At 60.7% G+C, this 17,652-nt stretch carries 14 protein-coding genes; 4 read left to right on the top strand and 10 right to left on the bottom strand.

From position 1 onward, the window contains the following. Positions 1–90: 90 nt before the first annotated feature. The 3 genes from ACR0LH_RS10760 to ACR0LH_RS10750 are packed head-to-tail and all read right to left on the bottom strand — an operon-like array spanning position 91 to position 3,175. Positions 91–975: an esterase-like activity of phytase family protein gene (locus tag ACR0LH_RS10760; RefSeq protein WP_480720934.1), complete on the bottom strand. Its 885-nt coding sequence runs from the start codon at positions 973–975 to the stop codon at positions 91–93. Next, positions 948–1,811 (bottom strand): penicillin-insensitive murein endopeptidase, encoded by an 864-nt coding sequence (gene mepA, locus ACR0LH_RS10755; RefSeq protein ID WP_170387836.1) that lies wholly within the window; start codon positions 1,809–1,811, stop codon positions 948–950. Before mepA ends, ACR0LH_RS10760 begins: the two co-directional genes overlap by 28 nt. Then, the gene (locus tag ACR0LH_RS10750) at positions 1,808–3,175 is read right to left on the bottom strand and encodes an MFS transporter (protein WP_480720933.1); all 1,368 of its coding nucleotides are present in this window, start codon (positions 3,173–3,175) and stop codon (positions 1,808–1,810) included. Before ACR0LH_RS10750 ends, mepA begins: the two co-directional genes overlap by 4 nt. A 130-nt stretch (positions 3,176–3,305) precedes the next feature. Between ACR0LH_RS10750 and ACR0LH_RS10745 the strand changes: the two genes are divergently transcribed. From ACR0LH_RS10745 to yaaA, 3 genes are all read left to right on the top strand, one after another. Beyond that, a complete protein-coding gene (locus ACR0LH_RS10745) occupies positions 3,306–3,593 on the top strand; it encodes a YggT family protein (protein WP_170387840.1) in 288 nt (95 codons plus the stop codon). Positions 3,594–3,670: 77 nt separating this feature from the next. After that, a complete protein-coding gene (recQ, locus tag ACR0LH_RS10740) occupies positions 3,671–5,710 on the top strand; it encodes a DNA helicase RecQ (protein WP_480720932.1) in 2,040 nt (679 codons plus the stop codon). Between the two features lie 33 nt (positions 5,711–5,743). Further along, positions 5,744–6,514: a peroxide stress protein YaaA gene (gene yaaA, locus ACR0LH_RS10735; RefSeq protein WP_480720930.1), complete on the top strand. Its 771-nt coding sequence runs from the start codon at positions 5,744–5,746 to the stop codon at positions 6,512–6,514. On the opposite strand, the gene ACR0LH_RS10730 is transcribed toward yaaA, so the two are convergent. The 6 genes from ACR0LH_RS10730 to ACR0LH_RS10705 form a co-directional block, all read right to left on the bottom strand. Then, on the bottom strand, positions 6,505–6,966 hold the full coding sequence (locus ACR0LH_RS10730; RefSeq protein ID WP_480720929.1) for a VOC family protein: 462 nt from the start codon (positions 6,964–6,966) through the stop codon (positions 6,505–6,507). The genes yaaA and ACR0LH_RS10730 overlap by 10 nt on opposite strands. An 18-nt stretch (positions 6,967–6,984) precedes the next feature. Continuing rightward, complete coding sequence (locus ACR0LH_RS10725; RefSeq protein ID WP_480720928.1) at positions 6,985–9,192, bottom strand: response regulator; 2,208 nt, start codon at positions 9,190–9,192, stop codon at positions 6,985–6,987. A gap of 98 nt (positions 9,193–9,290) precedes the next feature. Beyond that, on the bottom strand, positions 9,291–11,333 hold the full coding sequence (locus tag ACR0LH_RS10720; protein ID WP_480720927.1) for a hypothetical protein: 2,043 nt from the start codon (positions 11,331–11,333) through the stop codon (positions 9,291–9,293). Beyond that, positions 11,330–14,092, bottom strand: coding sequence for a DUF4159 domain-containing protein (locus ACR0LH_RS10715; protein WP_480720926.1), 2,763 nt, complete (start codon positions 14,090–14,092; stop codon positions 11,330–11,332). The genes ACR0LH_RS10720 and ACR0LH_RS10715 overlap by 4 nt, the downstream gene beginning before the upstream one ends. Beyond that, entirely contained in the window at positions 14,089–14,964 is an 876-nt protein-coding gene (locus tag ACR0LH_RS10710; RefSeq protein WP_170483471.1) for a DUF58 domain-containing protein, read from the bottom strand. The genes ACR0LH_RS10715 and ACR0LH_RS10710 overlap by 4 nt, the downstream gene beginning before the upstream one ends. After that, positions 14,961–15,968, bottom strand: a complete 1,008-nt coding sequence (locus ACR0LH_RS10705) for an AAA family ATPase (protein ID WP_170387857.1) — start codon at positions 15,966–15,968, stop codon at positions 14,961–14,963. The genes ACR0LH_RS10710 and ACR0LH_RS10705 overlap by 4 nt, the downstream gene beginning before the upstream one ends. A 64-nt stretch (positions 15,969–16,032) precedes the next feature. On the opposite strand from ACR0LH_RS10705, the gene ACR0LH_RS10700 reads away from it, so the two are divergent. Further along, on the top strand, positions 16,033–16,611 hold the full coding sequence (locus ACR0LH_RS10700; RefSeq protein WP_480720924.1) for a DUF1285 domain-containing protein: 579 nt from the start codon (positions 16,033–16,035) through the stop codon (positions 16,609–16,611). On the opposite strand, the gene ACR0LH_RS10695 is transcribed toward ACR0LH_RS10700, so the two are convergent. Beyond that, entirely contained in the window at positions 16,608–17,543 is a 936-nt protein-coding gene (locus tag ACR0LH_RS10695) for a DMT family transporter (protein WP_480720923.1), read from the bottom strand. The two genes, ACR0LH_RS10700 and ACR0LH_RS10695, sit on opposite strands and share 4 nt — an antisense overlap. Between the last annotated feature and the right edge of the window lie 109 nt (positions 17,544–17,652).

Genomic DNA, 17,652 nt, shown 5'->3' with positions numbered 1-17,652 from the left:
TTCAGATGCCCGTTTTGACAAGGTAGCGGCGACTTGGCCAAGGGACCGTCCCAAGGCAAGCCGCGCTTCTAGACGCTTGATCGGTGGCTGTCAATCAGGCAGCAGGTATTCCACCAGTTCGGTACCCTGCAGCGCGAGGAAGTTGTCATCTGACACCATAGTGGCGCGCAGGCGGTCTTGCTCGTCGCGCCAGATCGACAAACCTTCGAGGTTGTCATGCTTGCCCGCGCCAGTCGTGAACAATATCTCTTCTCTGGTTGGCATGTCAGCTTCAATCTGCCACCGGCGCAGGCGTGAGCGGAACCCTGTCAAAAACACCGAGCGCTCCAGAACGTATAGACGCCCGTCAGGGCCGAAATCGGCGGAAACAGGCAGGAACTTTCCCCTTTGCGGCAAAACAAATGGCGTCGACCAACCCTGCCCGTCCCAGCGATAGACCGGTATGTCCCCGTCCTCGGTCCGGCTTTTTTCAGTCAGTGTATACAGCCGCCCCTGACCGTCGATCGCCAGTCCCTCGAACGCGCCGTTAAGACTCAGCTGATCCCACGCTTCTGGGCGGGGCAGCACATGCGCCTTTGATCCGGGGGCCGAATAATGAGCGACGCGATGCACGCCTTCAAAAGAGATGTAAAAGCTGCCGTCGGCGATTGTCGCCAGCCCTTCGGAATCTCCGGCGATGCCGGACATTCGCTGGCCGGTGCTGGACAGAACTGGCCAATGTCCCGTGATCTCAACACCTGCGATACCATCGCCCTTGCGCTCGATTTCGGCGTGCACAAGCCGCGCCCTGTCACTCAGCGCGATCAGATGCCGACCATTATCCGAGAGGTGCAGAGCGGAAAATCCACCGAACCACTCATCCGGATGGTGCCAGACATAGGTCCCATGTTCCGAGGCCGATTTGACTTCGACTGCCCAGATGGGTCCCGCCAGAAACAGCGCGGCTATCAGTTGGATTGTAAAACGGTGGTACATTGTTGGGGCAGGTCCGCCATACGATATTCTCTACGCTTTTTGGGTGCAGGTGCATTTGGGTCGGGAGGCGGCGGGTTCAGGATGTTGTTCACCCACTGCTGCGCTTCGGCGCATCCGTCACCCTTGGGCGGTGGGTCCTGATTGACGCACCCTCTGGATCCGCGTGGGCAGGCGAGCCGCACGTGGAAATGGTAGTGATGTCCCCACCAGGGCCGGATCTTGCGCAGGTAGGCCCTGTTGCCTTTTTCCTCTTTGCACATCTGCACCTTCGCACCGGGAAAGACGAATATTCGGGCAACCCGTTTATCCTTGGCCGCTTCACGCAGAACGGCGTGATGCTGCTTGGTCCAGTTGCCGTTGACGAACGCCCCGTTCGCGCGGCGCAGGGAAATGGACGAGATATTCTCACGCGCCTTTCGGCTGAGCCGCATGTCATTGCCCGGAAGCATCCAGATATCGATATCCAGACCCAGTTGATGCGACCGGTGCCCAGATGTCATCGGCCCGCCCCGAGGCTGGCTGATATCCCCGATATAGAGACCATTCCACCCCGGTTGCTTGGCCGCAAACCGACTGAGGTCTTGCACATAGTCAATCGCCACCGGGTGCCCCCAGTTGCGGTTGCGCGACAGGCGCATGGCCTGCCATGTCGGGCCTGTTTCGGGCAACTGCACCGACCCGGCAGCGCATCCGCGCGAATAACTGCCGAAAGCGGCGGGTTTTTGTTGTGAACTTTGCTTTTGAGCTCCGAATAATTGCTTGGCCAGGGGTTGCGCCCCTGCGGAGCCTGCCAGTGTGATTAAGGCCAAAATCGCCAAAAAACGCTGTAATATCATCTGCTCTGATCCCCTTCCGGTTTCACCCAGCGCATCAGTATTAGACCCAGAATAAACAACAGAATGATCGGTGACACCCCCAGACGCGCGCTGCCGGTCACGGTTGTGGCAATCCCGATCAATAGAGGTGCGGCAAAGGCCGTAGCGCGACCCGACAAGCCATAGAGACCAAAGCTTTCCACCGGGGTTTTGGGATCGGTGTGACGCACCATCATTGACCGGCTGGCCGACTGCAAAATGCCACCCATACCGCCAATCAGGATGCCGCAGGCAAAGAACACAAGATCCGGCAGCCCCGATCCTTCGGGCAAAGCGATGCCGAAAACCTGTGTCCGGTCCATGGAAACGATCGTGACGCAAACCAGGATCAGAACCCAGATACTGAAGAGAATGACCGGTTTAGGGCCGTTTTTCTTGTCCAGCTTCCCGCCTACCCACGAAAAGGCGGCGGCGGCCAGAACGCTGACGATCCCAAAGACGCCGATCTTGATGAGGTCCCATTCCAGCACCAGCCGGGCATAGACACCGCCAAAACTGTACAACCCATTCAGCGCATCGCGGTAGAACATGGATGATCCCAGATAGCTGGCAAGACTAAGCCGGTGCCGCAGGTTGGAAATCGAATGTGCCAGCAGGCCCAGCGCGTCGCTGACCGAGCCGCGTTTCTTAGCAGATGAATCGTCTCGCACCCACAGGAAATACGGCACCATAAACAGGATAAACCATCCCGCAGTGAACGGACCGACGAACCGGGTGCCCTGCTGCTGCGCTGCATCCAACCCAAAAGCGGGGTCCAGTCCGATCAGCGTTTTGCCGTTGGCCTGCTCGACAAACAGCAGCAGCATGATCGCCAACGAGATCAGCCCTCCGAAATAACCGAAGGCAAAGCCCGAGCCGGAAATCTCACCCACTTCCTTGTCATCGCCCAGATCGGGCAACTGCGAGTTTATAAAGATCAGCGCATATTCCGCGCCGACAAATCCAAGACCAAAGGCCGACAGCATCAGCCACATGTTTGATCCATCCGGCAGCGTGTACCACAGCGCCGCAGACCCCACGACATACATGACGGAAAACCCGAAGATCCACGGGATGCGCCGCCCTGACACATCTGCCATCGCGCCCAAAAGCGGCGCACCAAAGGCGATGATCAGCCCGGTGATGGTCAGGCAGTTCGCCCAGACCGTCTGCGCCCGTGCAGCCGCAGCTTGTGAGTCCAGTTCGGTTCCTGCGAAATACCCCGCAGCAACCCCGGCGAAATAGGGGCCAAAGACGAAAGTGACCAGAAGGCTGTGATATGGCTGCGTCGCCCAGTCGAAAAACCACCAGCCCCAGATGCGCTTGCGCTTGGAAATCTCTGCCATGACTGCCCCTGTTCTTGTTATTTTTCATAAGACGGGGCTTTGGACGGTTTCGCAAGCGTTCTGTTGGCGCAGACTTGCTCTTTGGAGCGTGGGCGCTTACGTCTCGTCTGACGCAAATACCGGAGGCCCCATGCTGTCACTGATCCAAATCCTGCTGCTGATCCTGGACATTGTCTGGTTCATCATTCTGGCCCATGTGATCATGAGCTGGCTGATCAACTTTCAGGTTCTCAACCTGCACCAGCAGTTGGTGGCGCAAATCTGGTTTGGCCTGAACCGGATACTTGAACCCATCTACGGCCCGATCCGCCGGGTTCTGCCGAATATGGGCGGTCTGGACCTGACGCCTCTGGTCGTTCTGGTCGGCGTCTATGCGCTGCGGATCATCCTGATCAACAATATGGTCTATTTCGTCTGACCTCTTGTTCACCGAATCTTAGTATGTGATTGTCCTGCCCTAAGAGCAGACAAACCTAAAAACAGGGCAATCCCCACATGTTCGACGCCGCGCCCCTGCTGCGAGATGTCTTTGGATTCGACGACTTCCGACCGGGTCAGGAGGAGATCGTCGATGCCGTGACTGTGGGCGAAAACGTGCTGGCCATCATGCCCACGGGCGGCGGAAAATCCCTGTGCTTTCAGTTACCTGCCCTGTTGCGCGATGGCGTGACGGTGGTGATTTCCCCTCTGATCGCCCTGATGCGCGATCAAGTGCGCGGGTTGCAGGAAGCGGGCGTCGAAGCAGGCGCTCTAACATCCGGCAACACTCCTGAAGAAACCGACGCGGTGTGGGAGGCGCTCGAGGCCGGGCGGCTCAAGCTGCTCTATATGGCACCCGAACGTCTGGCCGCCGGGTCCGCGTTGGGGATGCTACGGCGGATCAATGTCAGCCTGATCGCCGTGGACGAGGCGCATTGCGTCAGCCAATGGGGTCACGATTTCCGCCCGGATTACCTGCGGATCGGAGAGCTGCGGCGCGCACTCAACGTGCCCTTGGCCGCCTTCACTGCCACGGCGGATGCGGAAACGCAGGATGAGATTGTCGAGAAACTGTTCGACGGCACCGCGCCCCGCAAATTCCTGCGCGGGTTTGACCGACCCAACATCCATCTGGCCTTTGCCGCCAAGGACGGGCCACGCAAACAAATCCTCGATTTCGCCGCCGCGCGCAAAGGGCAATCTGGCATCGTCTATTGCGGCACCCGCAACAAGACCGAAGTGCTGGCCCAAGCCCTACGCGCCGAGGGGCATGTCGCCTGCCACTATCACGGCGGCATGGACCCCGAGGACCGCCGCATCGTCGAAACCCGCTTTGCGCGCGAGGACGGGCTGATCGTCGTCGCCACCGTTGCTTTTGGCATGGGGATCGACAAGCCCGATATCCGCTGGGTCGCCCACGCTGACCTGCCCAAATCCATCGAGGCTTATTATCAGGAAATCGGCCGCGCTGGGCGTGATGGCGGCCCGGCCGAGACACTGACCCTGTTCGGCCCCGACGACATCCGCCTGCGCCGCTCGCAAATCGACGAAGGGCTGGCCCCGGCTGAGCGTCGCATGGCCGACCATGCCCGTCTGAACGCTCTGCTTGGATTGGCCGAGGCGCTGGCCTGCCGCCGCCAGACCCTGCTAGGCTATTTCGGCGAACAGGCTGAACCCTGCGGCAAATGCGATCTGTGCGACACCCCGCCCGAAGTGTTCGACGGCACGACGCCGGTCCGCATGGCCCTGTCCGCCATCCTGCGCACCGAAGAATGGTTCGGGTCGGGCCATCTGATCGACATCCTGCTGGCCAATGAAACCGACAAGGTCCGCGCGCGACGCCATGATGCTCTGTCCACATGGGGCATCGGCAAGGGCTGGTCCCGCCCGCAATGGCAGGCGATTTTCCGGCAGATGATGGGGCACGATCTGGTGCGCCCCGACCCTGACCGCCACGGCGCGCTGCGGATGACCGAGGCCGCCAAGCCCATCCTGAAAGGCGAGGCGCAGATCAACTTGCGCAAGGACACGATCCGCAAAGCCACCCGCCGCCCCGCCGTCAAAGCGATAGTGGCCGAAGAAGACGCGCCGTTGCTGTCGGCGCTCAAGGCCAAGCGTCGTGCACTGGCGGAATCGCAACGGGTGCCTGCCTATGTCATTTTCCCTGACCGCACCCTGATCGAGATGGCCGAAACCCGCCCCATGACTCTGGACGACATGGCCCGGATCGGCGGAGTGGGGGCGAAAAAACTGGAACGCTATGGCGATACGTTCCTAGAGGTCATCACCGGAGAGGTTGAGGCGGTACATCCTGCCCGCCGCAAACTGGCGGGCCGCGAACAGGGTGACATCTACGATCAACTGCTGGCCGTGCAGAGCGATCTTGCACGAGGGCCCGAAGGGATCGACAAGCCGCTGACCTGTTCGGCCGCGCAACTGGCCAAGGTCGCGCAACTGCGCCCCGGAGATCAGCGCGGTTTGGAACAGGTGCTGGGGGATCGTCGTCACGAAAGGTTTGGGGCCGCTTTTCTGGACGTGCTGGAACAGGCGGGCTAGGTACGCACTATAAGGCAAGGAGTTAGGGCGGATATGCTGGTAGTGATTTCCCCGGCCAAACGGCTGGACTGGGCCGAGCGCGATGTGACCGCGACTCAACCCGATTTTCAGGACGACGCGATCCGGCTGTCGAAAACCGCACGCAATCTGACGCTTGGCGATCTGAAAAAGCTGATGGACCTGAGCGACGATCTGGCCCGCCTGAACCGCGACCGGTATCGCGCCTTTTCCGATGCGCCGGAGGGTGACCAGACCCGCCCCGCTGCGCTGGCCTTTGCCGGTGACACCTATCAGGGGCTTGAGGCTGCATCCCTGGATGCCGATGAAATGGCCTGGGCGCAGGACCACCTGCGTATCCTGTCGGGCTTATACGGCGTGCTGCGCCCTCTGGATGCCATTCAAGCCTATCGGCTTGAGATGGGCAGCAAGCTGAAAACCCGGCGCGGCAAGAACCTGTATGAATACTGGCGCGATCACCTCAGCAAGGCGCTGAACGCGCAAGGCGCGCAGATCGGGTCGGACGTGCTGGTGAATTGCGCCAGTCAGGAATATTTCGGCGCGGTCGATCCCAAAGCGCTGAAACTACGGGTGGTCACGCCTGTTTTCATGGAGGACAAAGCCGGCACACCCAAGATCGTCAGCTTTTTCGCCAAGAAAGCACGTGGCGCGATGGCGCGATACATCATCCAGCACCGCCTGACCGATCCGGCGGGGCTGTTGGGTTTCGACTCCGGCGGCTATGAATACCGGCCTGATCTGTCGACCGAGGACAAACCCGTTTTCGTGCGCCCTTATCAGGCCTGACTCAGCATTGACCGGTCGTAAGCGACCAGTTCAACCGTGTTTCCCTCGGGGTCTTCGGTGAAAATGCCGCGCCAGCCAATCCAGCCGAATTGCTCGACCCGGTAGGGCTGTCCAATGTGTTCATACCAACGCAGGACAGCGTCCTGTTCTTCAAAGGGCAGCGACAGGGCGATGTGATGCAAAGCCGACGCGCCGCCGGTCACCGGGGATTGATCACCTGTGGGATGCAGGCCGGGACGTGGCGCGGCTGTATGGTGGAACAGGGCAAGCACCTGAGTATGCCCGCCGAAACCCTGCGCGATGTCAAAGAAAACGATCGCACTGTCATGGTCGCCGCTGAGTCGCCGCAAGCCGATCACTGTTTCGTAAAACTCGACCATCGCCGGCATATCGGCGCATCGAATGGCAATCTCGCCCAGCGCGCGAGGCTGAAAACCGCGTTCATCTGACATGCGCTCAGCCTAATTCGGTTAGGGCTGTCCGGCAACGACTGCCTGAGTGCCCTCGGGTTGATGCCCCAGGATAGTCTGATGGATTTTCTGTTTTTGCAGAGGTTTGGTCAGGTAGTGGTCCAAACCTGCCGACAATATCCCCTGATCATCCCCTGACATCGCATGCGCGGTCAGCGCGACAATCGGAACATGGCGGCCCGTCTCAATCTCGCGCCGCCGGATTTCACCGGTGGCCTGCTTACCGTCCATTTTCGGCATTGAGATATCCATGAAGATCAGATCCGGATCGAATTCACGATGGGCTTCAACGGCTTCAAGCCCGTTTCCAGCAAACCGCAGGTCGATGTTCAGATCCTTGACCATTTTTTCCAGAATCAGTTGATTTGTCCGGTTATCTTCAGCGGCCAGAACGCGCATCACACGCCCCTGCGAGGCCGCCTGAGACTGTTCGACCACATCGGTTTTCGGGATCACCTGTGAAACGATACTTGGCCGTGGTTTTTGGGCCAAGGCGGTCAGACTGGAATACAGCTCGGCCCGGGGAATAGGTTTTTGCAAAACCCCTTCGATCAAGTGGCGGGCCGGGTTTGCGTGGATGACGGCTGGGTTGGCCGACATCACCACAACCGGAAGATCATTCCAGCCGCGATCCTTCAGGGTGGTTGCCAATTCCAGCCCATCCATGTCCGGCAGGTCGTGGTCGCACAAAAGGAGGTCCACGGTATCGTCAACTGCGGTCAATGCTTCTCCGCCAGAAGAACACACGGTGACGCGCGATCCCAATCGGCCGAGCTGTTTCGACAGAATGGCCCGGTTCACCGCTAAATCCTCGACCACCATCACATGGTGCAGCCCCCCGCCCAGATCCGGAGGGGCAGGCTGCACACCTTCAACCGTCGGCATCGGCACGCGGAACCCGAAACACGAACCACGCCCCGGTTCGCTTTCGACCCAGATCGTGCCGCCCATCAGGGTGATGAGGCGTTTCGTGATAGCCAGACCCAGCCCGGTCCCCTCGAACTGGCGGTTCCGTTCATCTTCGACCTGATTGAACTCACCAAATATGTGGTCGATCTTGTCCTTTTCGATCCCGATTCCGGTGTCTTCGATGGCCACGTGGATATCGCAGGTCTTGGTATCAGAGTTGGGCACCCCTGTGACACGGATCAGCACATGGCCGTTGGCGGTGAACTTCACCGCATTGCCCACCAGATTTGTCAGAACCTGACGAACACGCCCCGGATCGCCCACAAATAGCGTTGGAAGAAACAGGTCGTAATCCACCAGCAGCGTCAGACCCTTGTCGCGGACACTTGGCTGTAACAACATCGCAACCTCAAGAATACAACGCTCAAAGTCGAATTGTTCAGGGTGCAGGATCAGCTTGTCCGCCTCGATCTTCGAGTAATCCAGAACGTCGTTGATGATGACCAGCAACGCCTCGCCCGAATTGCGGATCGAATTGAGATAGAGCCTTTGTTCCTCGTCCAATGGGGTTTCGGTCAGCAGGTCGGTCATCCCGACAATGCCGTTCATCGGAGTGCGTATCTCATGGCTCATATTGGCCAGAAATGCGGATTTGGCGCGGTTGGCTGCTTCGGCGCGTTCGCGGGCGGCCGTCAACTCGGCCTCGTGCCGGACCGAGGCCGAGATGTTCAGAGCCAGACTTACAACATCGCCACCATTGCCCCGCTGGTCGATCAGCTTGAAATAGTGTCCGTTCCAAAGGCGGATAACTTCCGCATTCGGGTTCGGTTGCGCCCATCTTTCAAGCATCCTCTCAATCCAGTCCGATGCCCCCTCGGACCCGAGATCAATCAACCCCTCAGCCGTCAGAATCTCAAGTATCCGTGGATATGCGATGCCCGGCGCAATTTCGTCGATCCCGTCAAACAAGCTAAGGTAGGCCGTATTCGCCCCGATCAGGCAGTTATCCCCGTCAAAAAAGGCGAACCCGTCCTGAAACGTCTGAATCGAATGCCAAAAGCGCCGTTCGGCCACTTCGATCTTGGCATTGGCAAGCGTCAGGTCGGATTTGACCTTTTCGTTCTCACCCCGAACCGTTTCAACCTCGGCCTGCGTTTCGCCGATGCGCTTGGTCAACGCCATCGCATGCAGGCCCAGCTTACGGTTGGCAGCAGACAATTCAGCCTGCTTCATTTCCAAAAGACGCTCTGCCGCCAGACGTGCGCGTCGTTCCTGTGCCAGTTTTGCTGCAAGACTCATCTTTGGTGATCCCGAACTATCCCGAGATCAACATCCAGTCAGAGCATGAAGAAGTGTTTAAGCGATCCCTGGGCAGTTCGGATCACAGGTTTGGGCCGTCAGCGACGCCCCTCGCGCAACCAACCGCCCAGCAGGAAGCCGCCTGCAAGAACCAGCACCAACCACGGCGGCAGCAGACCGGCCTGCGTCACGTCCCGGGTTTCGTAGGCGTCGCGCGGTGTCAGACCAATCCAACCACGCCCGGATGCCGGTCGTCCGGCCCGCACGTTGCGAATGGCGGGCAGACCATCCTCTAGCGTGATCGCCCCACCGCGCAACTCGGCCAGCAGCGGATCCAGAATGTCCGAGGTTGCGATGGTGCGCTCAAACTCTTTCGGAGCGGCCGGACCCAACCCAATGACGGCGGACAACTCGCCTTCCTGCAAACGGTAAAGTCCGATTTCTGGCCCGAAATACTGTGCCTCAAACCGACCGGGGGAAATCATGTCCAGCTTGATGTCCAGCGTTTCCCCATTCGGGCGGGTGACCGTAACCGGCCCGATCTTATCCTCTAGGGTCTGCCGAATGATGCGCATGATCTGGCCGTTGGCTTCGGCCCACAGCGCTTCTTCCTCAAGCTCGGGTTCCTTCATCATCCAATGCGCCAGTCTGCGCAACAGTTCAAGCTGCGGCCCGCCCCCCTCGAACCCGCGACTCCAGAGCCACGCGTGATCCGAGGCCAGCATCGCCACGCGGCCTTCGCCAACACGATCAAGGACCAGCAGCGGCCGGTCATCAATCCCGGTCATCAGCAACTCGCCCGAGCGGTGCTTTACGTCGATCTGGCGCAGCCACGCGCCCCATTGTTCGGAATCCCCAAGGTCGGTCGTAACCGGATGGCGATGCCCCAGATCGGTCACCATCGGGACAAAGCGTTCCTCAATCACCCGCGCGGTTGGCTGCGCAGGCAGGATCGGGGCCAGAGGGGAACGAAAGATACTGTCCGCGCTGGCAAAGTCAGGCCCAGCCGCGATCAGAACGGCACCACCTTCGTTGATATAGTTGTTGACGTTGTCCAGATAGATCGCCGGCAGAATGCCCCGCCGCTTGTAACGGTCAAAGATGATCAGATCGAAATCGTTGATCTTTTCCAGAAACAGCTCTCGAGTCGGGAACGCGATCAGCGACAACTCGTCCACCGGAACGCCGTCCTGTTTCTCGGGCGGCCGCAAGATCGTGAAATGCACCAAATCGACCGAGCTGTCGGATTTTAGCAGGTTGCGCCATGTCCGCCCGCCGGGATGGGGCTCGCCCGATACCAGCAGCACGCGCAAACGATCTCGAACACCGTTCATCTGGATCAGCGCCGTGTTGTTCCGATCTGTCAGTTCGCCTTCGGCTTCGGGCACCGTGAACTGAATCACATTGCGCCCACCATGAGGAAGGCTGACGGGCAATTCCACGTCGACGCCAATGGGGATCGAGAATTGCTGAGGCTCGGCCCCGTCGACCGAGATTTCAAGCGGGGCGCTGGTCGCGCCAGCAGGGGCTGCGCCGCTATCCTCAACGCGCAAGGTCAGGGTGACCGGCTCGCCGATAATGGCAAAGGCCGGGGCATTGCGCACAATCAGGCGGCGGTCCCAGTCGGTGGCGCGCCCGGTTTGCAGCAGATGCATCGGTGCTGGCGGGTCCGGTGCCTGATCTGCATCGTGCACAATCCCGTCCGAGACCACGAGAATTCCTGCAATCCGCGCACGCGGCTCCTCGGCCAAGGCCTCGTTCAGCGCGGCCATGACCTGCGTACCTTCGTCGCCGTCACCATCACCGACTTTGATCCGGCGCAGCTCGGTATTGTCACGCGACTCGATCTCGGCGGCCAGTTCCTCGGCGGCCAGCGCGGTCTGCTCGGCCCGGTCCGAGAGGGTCTGACTGGCGCTTTCATCCTCGATCATCAGCACGATGTCCGTCAGGGGCGCGCGATCCTCGATCTGGTAGACCGGACCAGCCAGCGCCCCAATCACGACAAGGGCCGCCAATCCGCGCAAGGCCCACCCGGACAGCCCCCGGCACAGGGCCAGAACCACCCCGGCAAGGGCAATCGCGGCAACGGTGGCCAAAACGGGCCACGGGATCAGGGGATCAAAGATAACGGTTCCTGTCATTGTCCCAACCTGTCCAGCAAGGCAGGCACGTGCACCTGATCGGATTTATAATTCCCAGTCAGAACGTGCATGACCAGATTGACACCAAAACGGTTGGCCAGCTCTCGCTGACGCTCACCTGCATAACCGCGTCCAACGGGCAACAACGCCTGACCGTTGCGGTCAACGGCCCATGCTCCGGCCCAGTCGTTACCACCGATCACCACCGGCGTCACGTTGTCGTTGAGGTTGCGGAACGGCATCCCCTCGATCTGTTCGGCATCCAACGGCGCGGCCTCAACCCAAACCTCGGTTCCGGCGTAGCGCCCCGGAAAATCCTGAAGCAGATAGAAAGCGCGCGTCAGTACATGGTCACGCGGAACAGGCTCTAACGAAGGGATGTTCAAAGGCGCGGCCAACTGCTGCAACTTGCGCCCATTGGGGCTGGAGGCCCCAAATCGCGCCACATCCGAATCCCGCGTATCAAACAGGATCATCCCGCCCGAGCGGAGGTAAGCATTCAGCTTGGCATATGCCTCGTCGGACGGTTGCGGTTGCTGAGGGGTAATGGGCCAGTAGAGCAACGGGAAAAAGGCCAGCTCATCCCGCTCCAGATCAACGCCGATCGGCTCGGCCGGTTCGACAGATGTGCGATAGAACAGGGTTTGCGCAAGACCCCGCATGCCGGCACCCGCAATGTCATCGACCTGCGCGTCACCCGTCAGGACATGCGCCAGCACCAGTTCCTTGGTGGCGTTCAGGGCAAAATCGGTGTCCGATGGCGTCTGCGCATCTGCTTGAGGCACAAACAACAAAACTCCGACCGCCGTGGCCGCAGCCTTGGCCAATCCCAACCGTCCTGACAGCGCCAGAGACGCAATGACATCCACGGTCAGCAACAGCAGCGCAAGGCTTAGCAAGATACCCCCGATGGGCGTTTCGGTACTGACCTCCTGCCCCTTGATGGGCACATCCGACGGCCAGACAGCGGGGCTGAGTACCGTGTCGCTGGTCAGGACATTCAGCGCCAGCTTTTGCTTGCCGCTTTCGTACAGCCCCGGACGCAGATCCGGGCCAATTGCACCGGACACAAGATCGACACCATCGACGCCCGACAGATTGCCGGCATCGGACAAAGTGCCAAACCCATCCATCACCTGAATTGGCTCCCACGTGGTGCCTTGCAACTGGGACTCCTGCCGTGACTTGGCGGCCGAGGCGACGGCCAGCCGATCCAGCATTTCGACAAACAGACCAGACAGGGGAAGGCTGGACCATTCTGCGTCAGCCGTCACGTGGAACAGCACAACCTGACCCAGCCCAAGCGCCTTGCGGGTCACCAGTGGCGTTCCGTCCGACAGCGATGCAATCACGCGATCCGCCAGATTAGGGTCTGGTTGCGCCATGACCTGCGTGGTGACAGATACATCTCCGGGCACTTTCAGGCCGTAAAAGGGAGAGCTTTCAGGGAACGGCGCCAGCCCCTTGGCCTCACCCCAGCTCATCGCGCCGCCGACGGATCGGCCACCGCTGCGCAGGCGGACAGGTAACAGGATATCTTCCTCGTCACGGCCCAGATCGCTGGCGGCCATGCGCGGCCCCGCAAACCGCAGCAACAAGCCGCCTTCTTCGACCCATTCGACCAGCGCCGATTGTTCGCCCCCTGACAGTTTGGCAACATCAGCCAGAACGATCACATCCGGGTTGGCTGGCAGCACATCCAGCAAACCGCCATCAACAAAATCCGCAGTCGGGATCAAAACCTGCGTCAGATAATGCAGCGGCGACAGCAGCTCCAACCCTTCGCGATTCAGCGTTCCGGCGATCAAGGCAACTTCGCGCCGCCGCAGGCTGTCATCGGTCAGCGTCACGGCCCCGGCAGACCGCTGACCCTGAATTTCAAACCGCGTGATCCGGGCGCGCAGCTCTGACGGCAGGGCCAGTTCTATCTGGGCCTGGGTTTCGTCCCCTGCAAATTCCACCTCGGCGGATTGCAACACCCGCATCGCCCCGGCCGGATCGCGGCCCTGCGCCAGAACCGTGATGCGCTCAGCCAGGCCAGCCTCGGCCCGTTGCGCAGTCAACTGAATGACACCGTCCTGATAGCCAGCCGGCAATAACCCAACAACGGACGAGGGCGACTGATACACGGTCACACCCCCGCGCGCCTGCAAAGCCGTAAGCATCGTTTCACTGCCCTCAAAGGCCAGACGATCACTGAACCAGTGCGTTTCAAACCCACCATCCACCTGATCCAGCGCGGCCAAAGCCTGTTCAATCTGTTCCGCCGTGGGCTGCCACGGCATCGGAACCAACCCCGGCAATCGACCGCTCCACGCCTCGGCAGCCTGGAATACAGGGACTTCGGGATCTGTCAGGTTTAGGATCGCGACCGTGCGCCCGGCGCGCCCGGCCTCAGTCAGTTGCGCGTCGATCTGATCCAGCGTTGAAGACCAGCGGGTTGCGCCCGCCCAGCTTCCGTCAAGCACCAACATAAGCGGCCCTGATCCGGCTTGCTCTCGCGATGGGTTCAGAACTGGGCCGGCCAACCCGATGATAATCGCCGCCGCCGCCAGCATGCGCAACAGCAGCAACCACCACGGGGTGCGGTCCGAAACGCTTTCTTCATCCTTCAGCCCAAGCAGTAGCGTGACCGCCGGAAACAACCTGCGGATCGGCGCTGGGGGCACGGCGCGCAGGATCAACCACAGGATGGGCAGGGTCAAAAGACCCAGCAACACCCACGGTGCGGTAAATCCAATACCCGCCAGAACCGTCATGCCGTTCCCCCGTCCAGCGCACGATAGAGCCACAACAGAGCCGCTTGCGCGCTGTCACCCGTGTGGTGCAGACCAAGTTGCCATCCGGTCGCCCGGCACAGTTGCGTCAGCGCGTCCTTGCGACTGGCGAGCCGCTCAAGATAGCGGTCCCGCAGCTCTCCGGCCTTGAGGGTTTCGTGTCGCGCTGTGCCGCCAACGCTTTCAAATATGGTCCGCCCACGATAGGGAAAGCTCTCCTCGGTCGGGTCCAGAACCTGCAACAGAACACCGCGCACGCCCCGGTCGGCGGCTTTGGTCAAGGCCAGTTCGACCTCATCCATTGGCCCGAGGAAATCGGAAATGAAGACGGCGCGTGCGTGTGGGATCATGGCCCTGTGTTCGGGCGGGGCGTAATCGGCCTCGGCATCTTCGGACCATGCCTGCGCCAGCCGCACGATCTGCGCGTTGCCGCGCCGGGGCGGAAGGGTTGTTCCGGTCAGACCAACGCGTTCCCCGCCGCGCACCAGCAGGATCGCCGTTGACAGACCAAGCAGGCGCGCCCGGTCCGCTTTGGTGTGCAGGGATTTGTCGGACGCAAACCGCATCGACGCGCCCTGATCGACCCAGAGCATCACCGATTGCGCGATCTGCCATTCGCGTTCGCGCACAAATTGCTGATCCCCCCGCGCAGATCGCCGGTGGTCGATCATCCGACGGCTGTCACCGATCTGGGCCGGACGGTATTGCCAGAAATCATCACCCAGACCCGAGCGTCTGCGCCCATGATCGCCCAACAGAACGGTTCCCGCCAGATGTTCGGCGCGCGCCAACAGGGGCGGTAGCCGGGACGCCTCGGCCTCGGATCTTTCGCGAAGGGTCAGCGCGGCATTCACGCCGCGGCCTCGGCACGGATCAGGCCGGCAGCGGTGGATTCGATCAGGTCTGCAAGGCTGTCACCCCGCGCACGCGCCGCAAAGTTCAACGCCATCCGGTGGCTGAGGACAGGGCGGGCCATATCCAGCACATCCTCGGCATTCGGGGCCAGCCGCCCTTGCAGCATCGCTCGTGCCCGCACCGTCATCATCAGCGCCTGCGCCGCTCGCGGACCCGGTCCCCATGCGACGGTTTCGGCAACACGCTCGGACACGCCAGCCTCGTCCGGGCGGAAGGCGCGGACCAGATCGAGGATCAGCTCAACGACCGAGTCGCCCACCGGCATCCGACGCAGCAGCACCTGAGCGGCCAGCAGCTCCTCTTTGGTGAAAATCTCATGCGCGTCGTCTTCCTCGACGCCCGTGGTGGCCAACAGAATGTCACGCTCGGTCTGGCGATCCGGGTATTCCACGTCGATCTGCACAAGAAAGCGGTCCAACTGCGCCTCGGGCAGCGGATAGGTGCCCTCTTGCTCGATCGGGTTCTGCGTCGCCAGCACGTGAAACGGCGTTCCAAGCGAACGATCTTCACCAGCGACCGTCACCGTGCGTTCCTGCATCGCCTGCAACAGCGCCGATTGGGTCCGGGGGCTGGCGCGGTTGATCTCATCGGCCATCAGCAACTGGCAAAAGATCGGCCCGGAAATGAACCGGAAATGACGGCTGCCGTCTTCGGCGGTGTCCAGAACCTCGGACCCCAGAATATCGGCAGGCATCAGGTCCGGCGTGAACTGGATGCGATTCCCGTGCAGGCCCATCACGGTCGACAGCGTCTCAACCAATCTTGTCTTGCCCAGACCGGGCAACCCGATTAGCAGCGCATGCCCACCGCACAGCAGCGCGGTCAGCGTCAGGTCCACGACCCGTTCCTGTCCGATAAAGCGGCGGGTGATCGAGGACTTGGCCTCTTGCAGTTTCGATTCCAGCGCTTCGATCTCGGACACGAGGTCGGCAGGTTCGGTCATGACTTTCCCTTCCGTGGACTAATATGGTTGAAGTGTATCGCGCGAAAAGGAAATGGCAAAAGTAATGAGCGGACAAAAACCTGTGACACCTTCCCCTGATGGCATTGCGGCATCAGTCAAAGCCGCCAAAACCAAGGGCTTACCCCCTGTTCACCTGTGGAATCCTCCGTTTTGTGGCGATCTGGACATCCATATCGCCAAAGATGGCTCTTGGTCTTATCTAGGGTCACCGATCAACCGGTTCGAGCTTGTGAAGCTTTTTTCCTCAATTCTTAAGAAAGAAGAGGGGAAATATTACCTCGTCACCCCAGTCGAGAAGGTGGGAATCACCGTCGAGGACGCGCCCTTTGTGGCGGTCGATTTCGATGTTGCGGGCAGAGGCGCGGCGCAGGTGCTGACTTTCACGACCCATGTGGGCGATACCGCTGTTGCAGGGCCGGATCACCCGATCCGCATTGTCATCGACCCTGAAACGGAAGAACCCGCGCCCTACATATTGGTGCGCGCCAACCTCGAAGCGCGGATCGACCGCAAAAGCTTCTACCGGCTGGTCGACATTGCCGAACACAATGGCGAATGGTTTGGCGTTTGGTCAGATGGGCAGTTTTTCCCCCTGATCCGGTCCGAGGACTTGCCGGATTAAACCCGGCGCGCCACCCGACGGTCTTGCGCCAGCACTACGGCCACAGCCACGATCCCCGCGCCCAGCGCGCGGGTCCAGTTCCACTCGTCCCCCAGCACAAGCATGATCAACATCACGTAAAACGGCGCAATGTTGATGTGGAAAGACGCCAACGCCACGCCGAGTTTCCCGACCGAGGCGATAAAGAACACCTGACTCAGCCCCATCGAGATCAGCGCATAGATCACCAGCATCCCCGCCTGTTGAATGTCGACCGAAGCCGTTGGGATGACGTCCAACCCCAACTGCCCTGCCGCGAAGAACAGGATGACAGCCACGACCAGCCCGCCCACGAATGTAATGGTGCTGCGCCCGGTCTGGCTGAGTTCTGGAAAGTCCCGCGCGGTTGCCATGCTTGCCCAGCAAAACAGCCCCGTCGACACAATGGCACACCCCGCGCCCAACCCCAGTTGCGCAGGAGCCACCGCGCTGGTCGCGATCAACCCTCCGACGATCGACACGACGACTCCGATGGCAAAATTCCAACGCAAGCGTCGCGCGCCCGTCGCCAGCTCAAGCAGAGTCGCAAACAAGGGCGCGCACGAGGCGATGATGGCAACGGTCACCGGGTCGGTCAGCTTCTGCGCCAGAATGATCAGGAACATCCCCGCCCCCAGCGTTCCTCCGACCAGCATCGCATGTCCCCAGCGGGCGCGCAGCACCCGAGATGGCCCGTCAAACAGCACCCAGATCGGCACCATCACCAATACCGCAATCGCAAGTCGCGCCACCAAAAGCGCAACCGGAGGCCAGCTTTGCAACAGCACCTCGGCCGCCGGAAAACCAGCCGCCCATGTCAGCATGCTGGCCACGGCCAAGCCATTGCCGGGCAAGGCAGAACTGCGCTCGGCAGACACAGAAAGAGTGTTCCCGCGCACGGGGTCAGGGCTCATTGCCATGGTGTCAGACCTTCTGTTGGAACGGCGACCGAAAATGATTCGCCGCATTGTCCCGAATGTCTCTGAATTGCATCGGGCGATCTGGCCGATTTTCGACAATCTG

Source organism: Ruegeria sp. CL6 (assembly GCF_056536465.1).
This window is presented reverse-complemented; position numbering and strand designations above follow the sequence as displayed.

What these genes read in the sequence shown, in the direction of transcription:
- ACR0LH_RS10715 (WP_480720926.1), bottom strand. Translation starts at nt 14,092, where the DNA reads ATGACGGTTCTGGCGGGTATTGGATTTACCGCACCGTGGGTGTTGCTG.
- mepA (WP_170387836.1), bottom strand. Translation starts at nt 1,811, where the DNA reads ATGATATTACAGCGTTTTTTGGCGATTTTGGCCTTAATCACACTGGCA.
- ACR0LH_RS10750 (WP_480720933.1), bottom strand. Translation starts at nt 3,175, where the DNA reads ATGGCAGAGATTTCCAAGCGCAAGCGCATCTGGGGCTGGTGGTTTTTC.
- ACR0LH_RS10725 (WP_480720928.1), bottom strand. Translation starts at nt 9,192, where the DNA reads ATGAGTCTTGCAGCAAAACTGGCACAGGAACGACGCGCACGTCTGGCG.
- yaaA (WP_480720930.1), top strand. Translation starts at nt 5,744, where the DNA reads ATGCTGGTAGTGATTTCCCCGGCCAAACGGCTGGACTGGGCCGAGCGC.
- ACR0LH_RS10700 (WP_480720924.1), top strand. Translation starts at nt 16,033, where the DNA reads ATGAGCGGACAAAAACCTGTGACACCTTCCCCTGATGGCATTGCGGCA.
- ACR0LH_RS10730 (WP_480720929.1), bottom strand. Translation starts at nt 6,966, where the DNA reads ATGTCAGATGAACGCGGTTTTCAGCCTCGCGCGCTGGGCGAGATTGCC.
- ACR0LH_RS10745 (WP_170387840.1), top strand. Translation starts at nt 3,306, where the DNA reads ATGCTGTCACTGATCCAAATCCTGCTGCTGATCCTGGACATTGTCTGG.
- ACR0LH_RS10705 (WP_170387857.1), bottom strand. Translation starts at nt 15,968, where the DNA reads ATGACCGAACCTGCCGACCTCGTGTCCGAGATCGAAGCGCTGGAATCG.
- recQ (WP_480720932.1), top strand. Translation starts at nt 3,671, where the DNA reads ATGTTCGACGCCGCGCCCCTGCTGCGAGATGTCTTTGGATTCGACGAC.
- ACR0LH_RS10695 (WP_480720923.1), bottom strand. Translation starts at nt 17,543, where the DNA reads ATGAGCCCTGACCCCGTGCGCGGGAACACTCTTTCTGTGTCTGCCGAG.
- ACR0LH_RS10720 (WP_480720927.1), bottom strand. Translation starts at nt 11,333, where the DNA reads ATGACAGGAACCGTTATCTTTGATCCCCTGATCCCGTGGCCCGTTTTG.
- ACR0LH_RS10760 (WP_480720934.1), bottom strand. Translation starts at nt 975, where the DNA reads ATGTACCACCGTTTTACAATCCAACTGATAGCCGCGCTGTTTCTGGCG.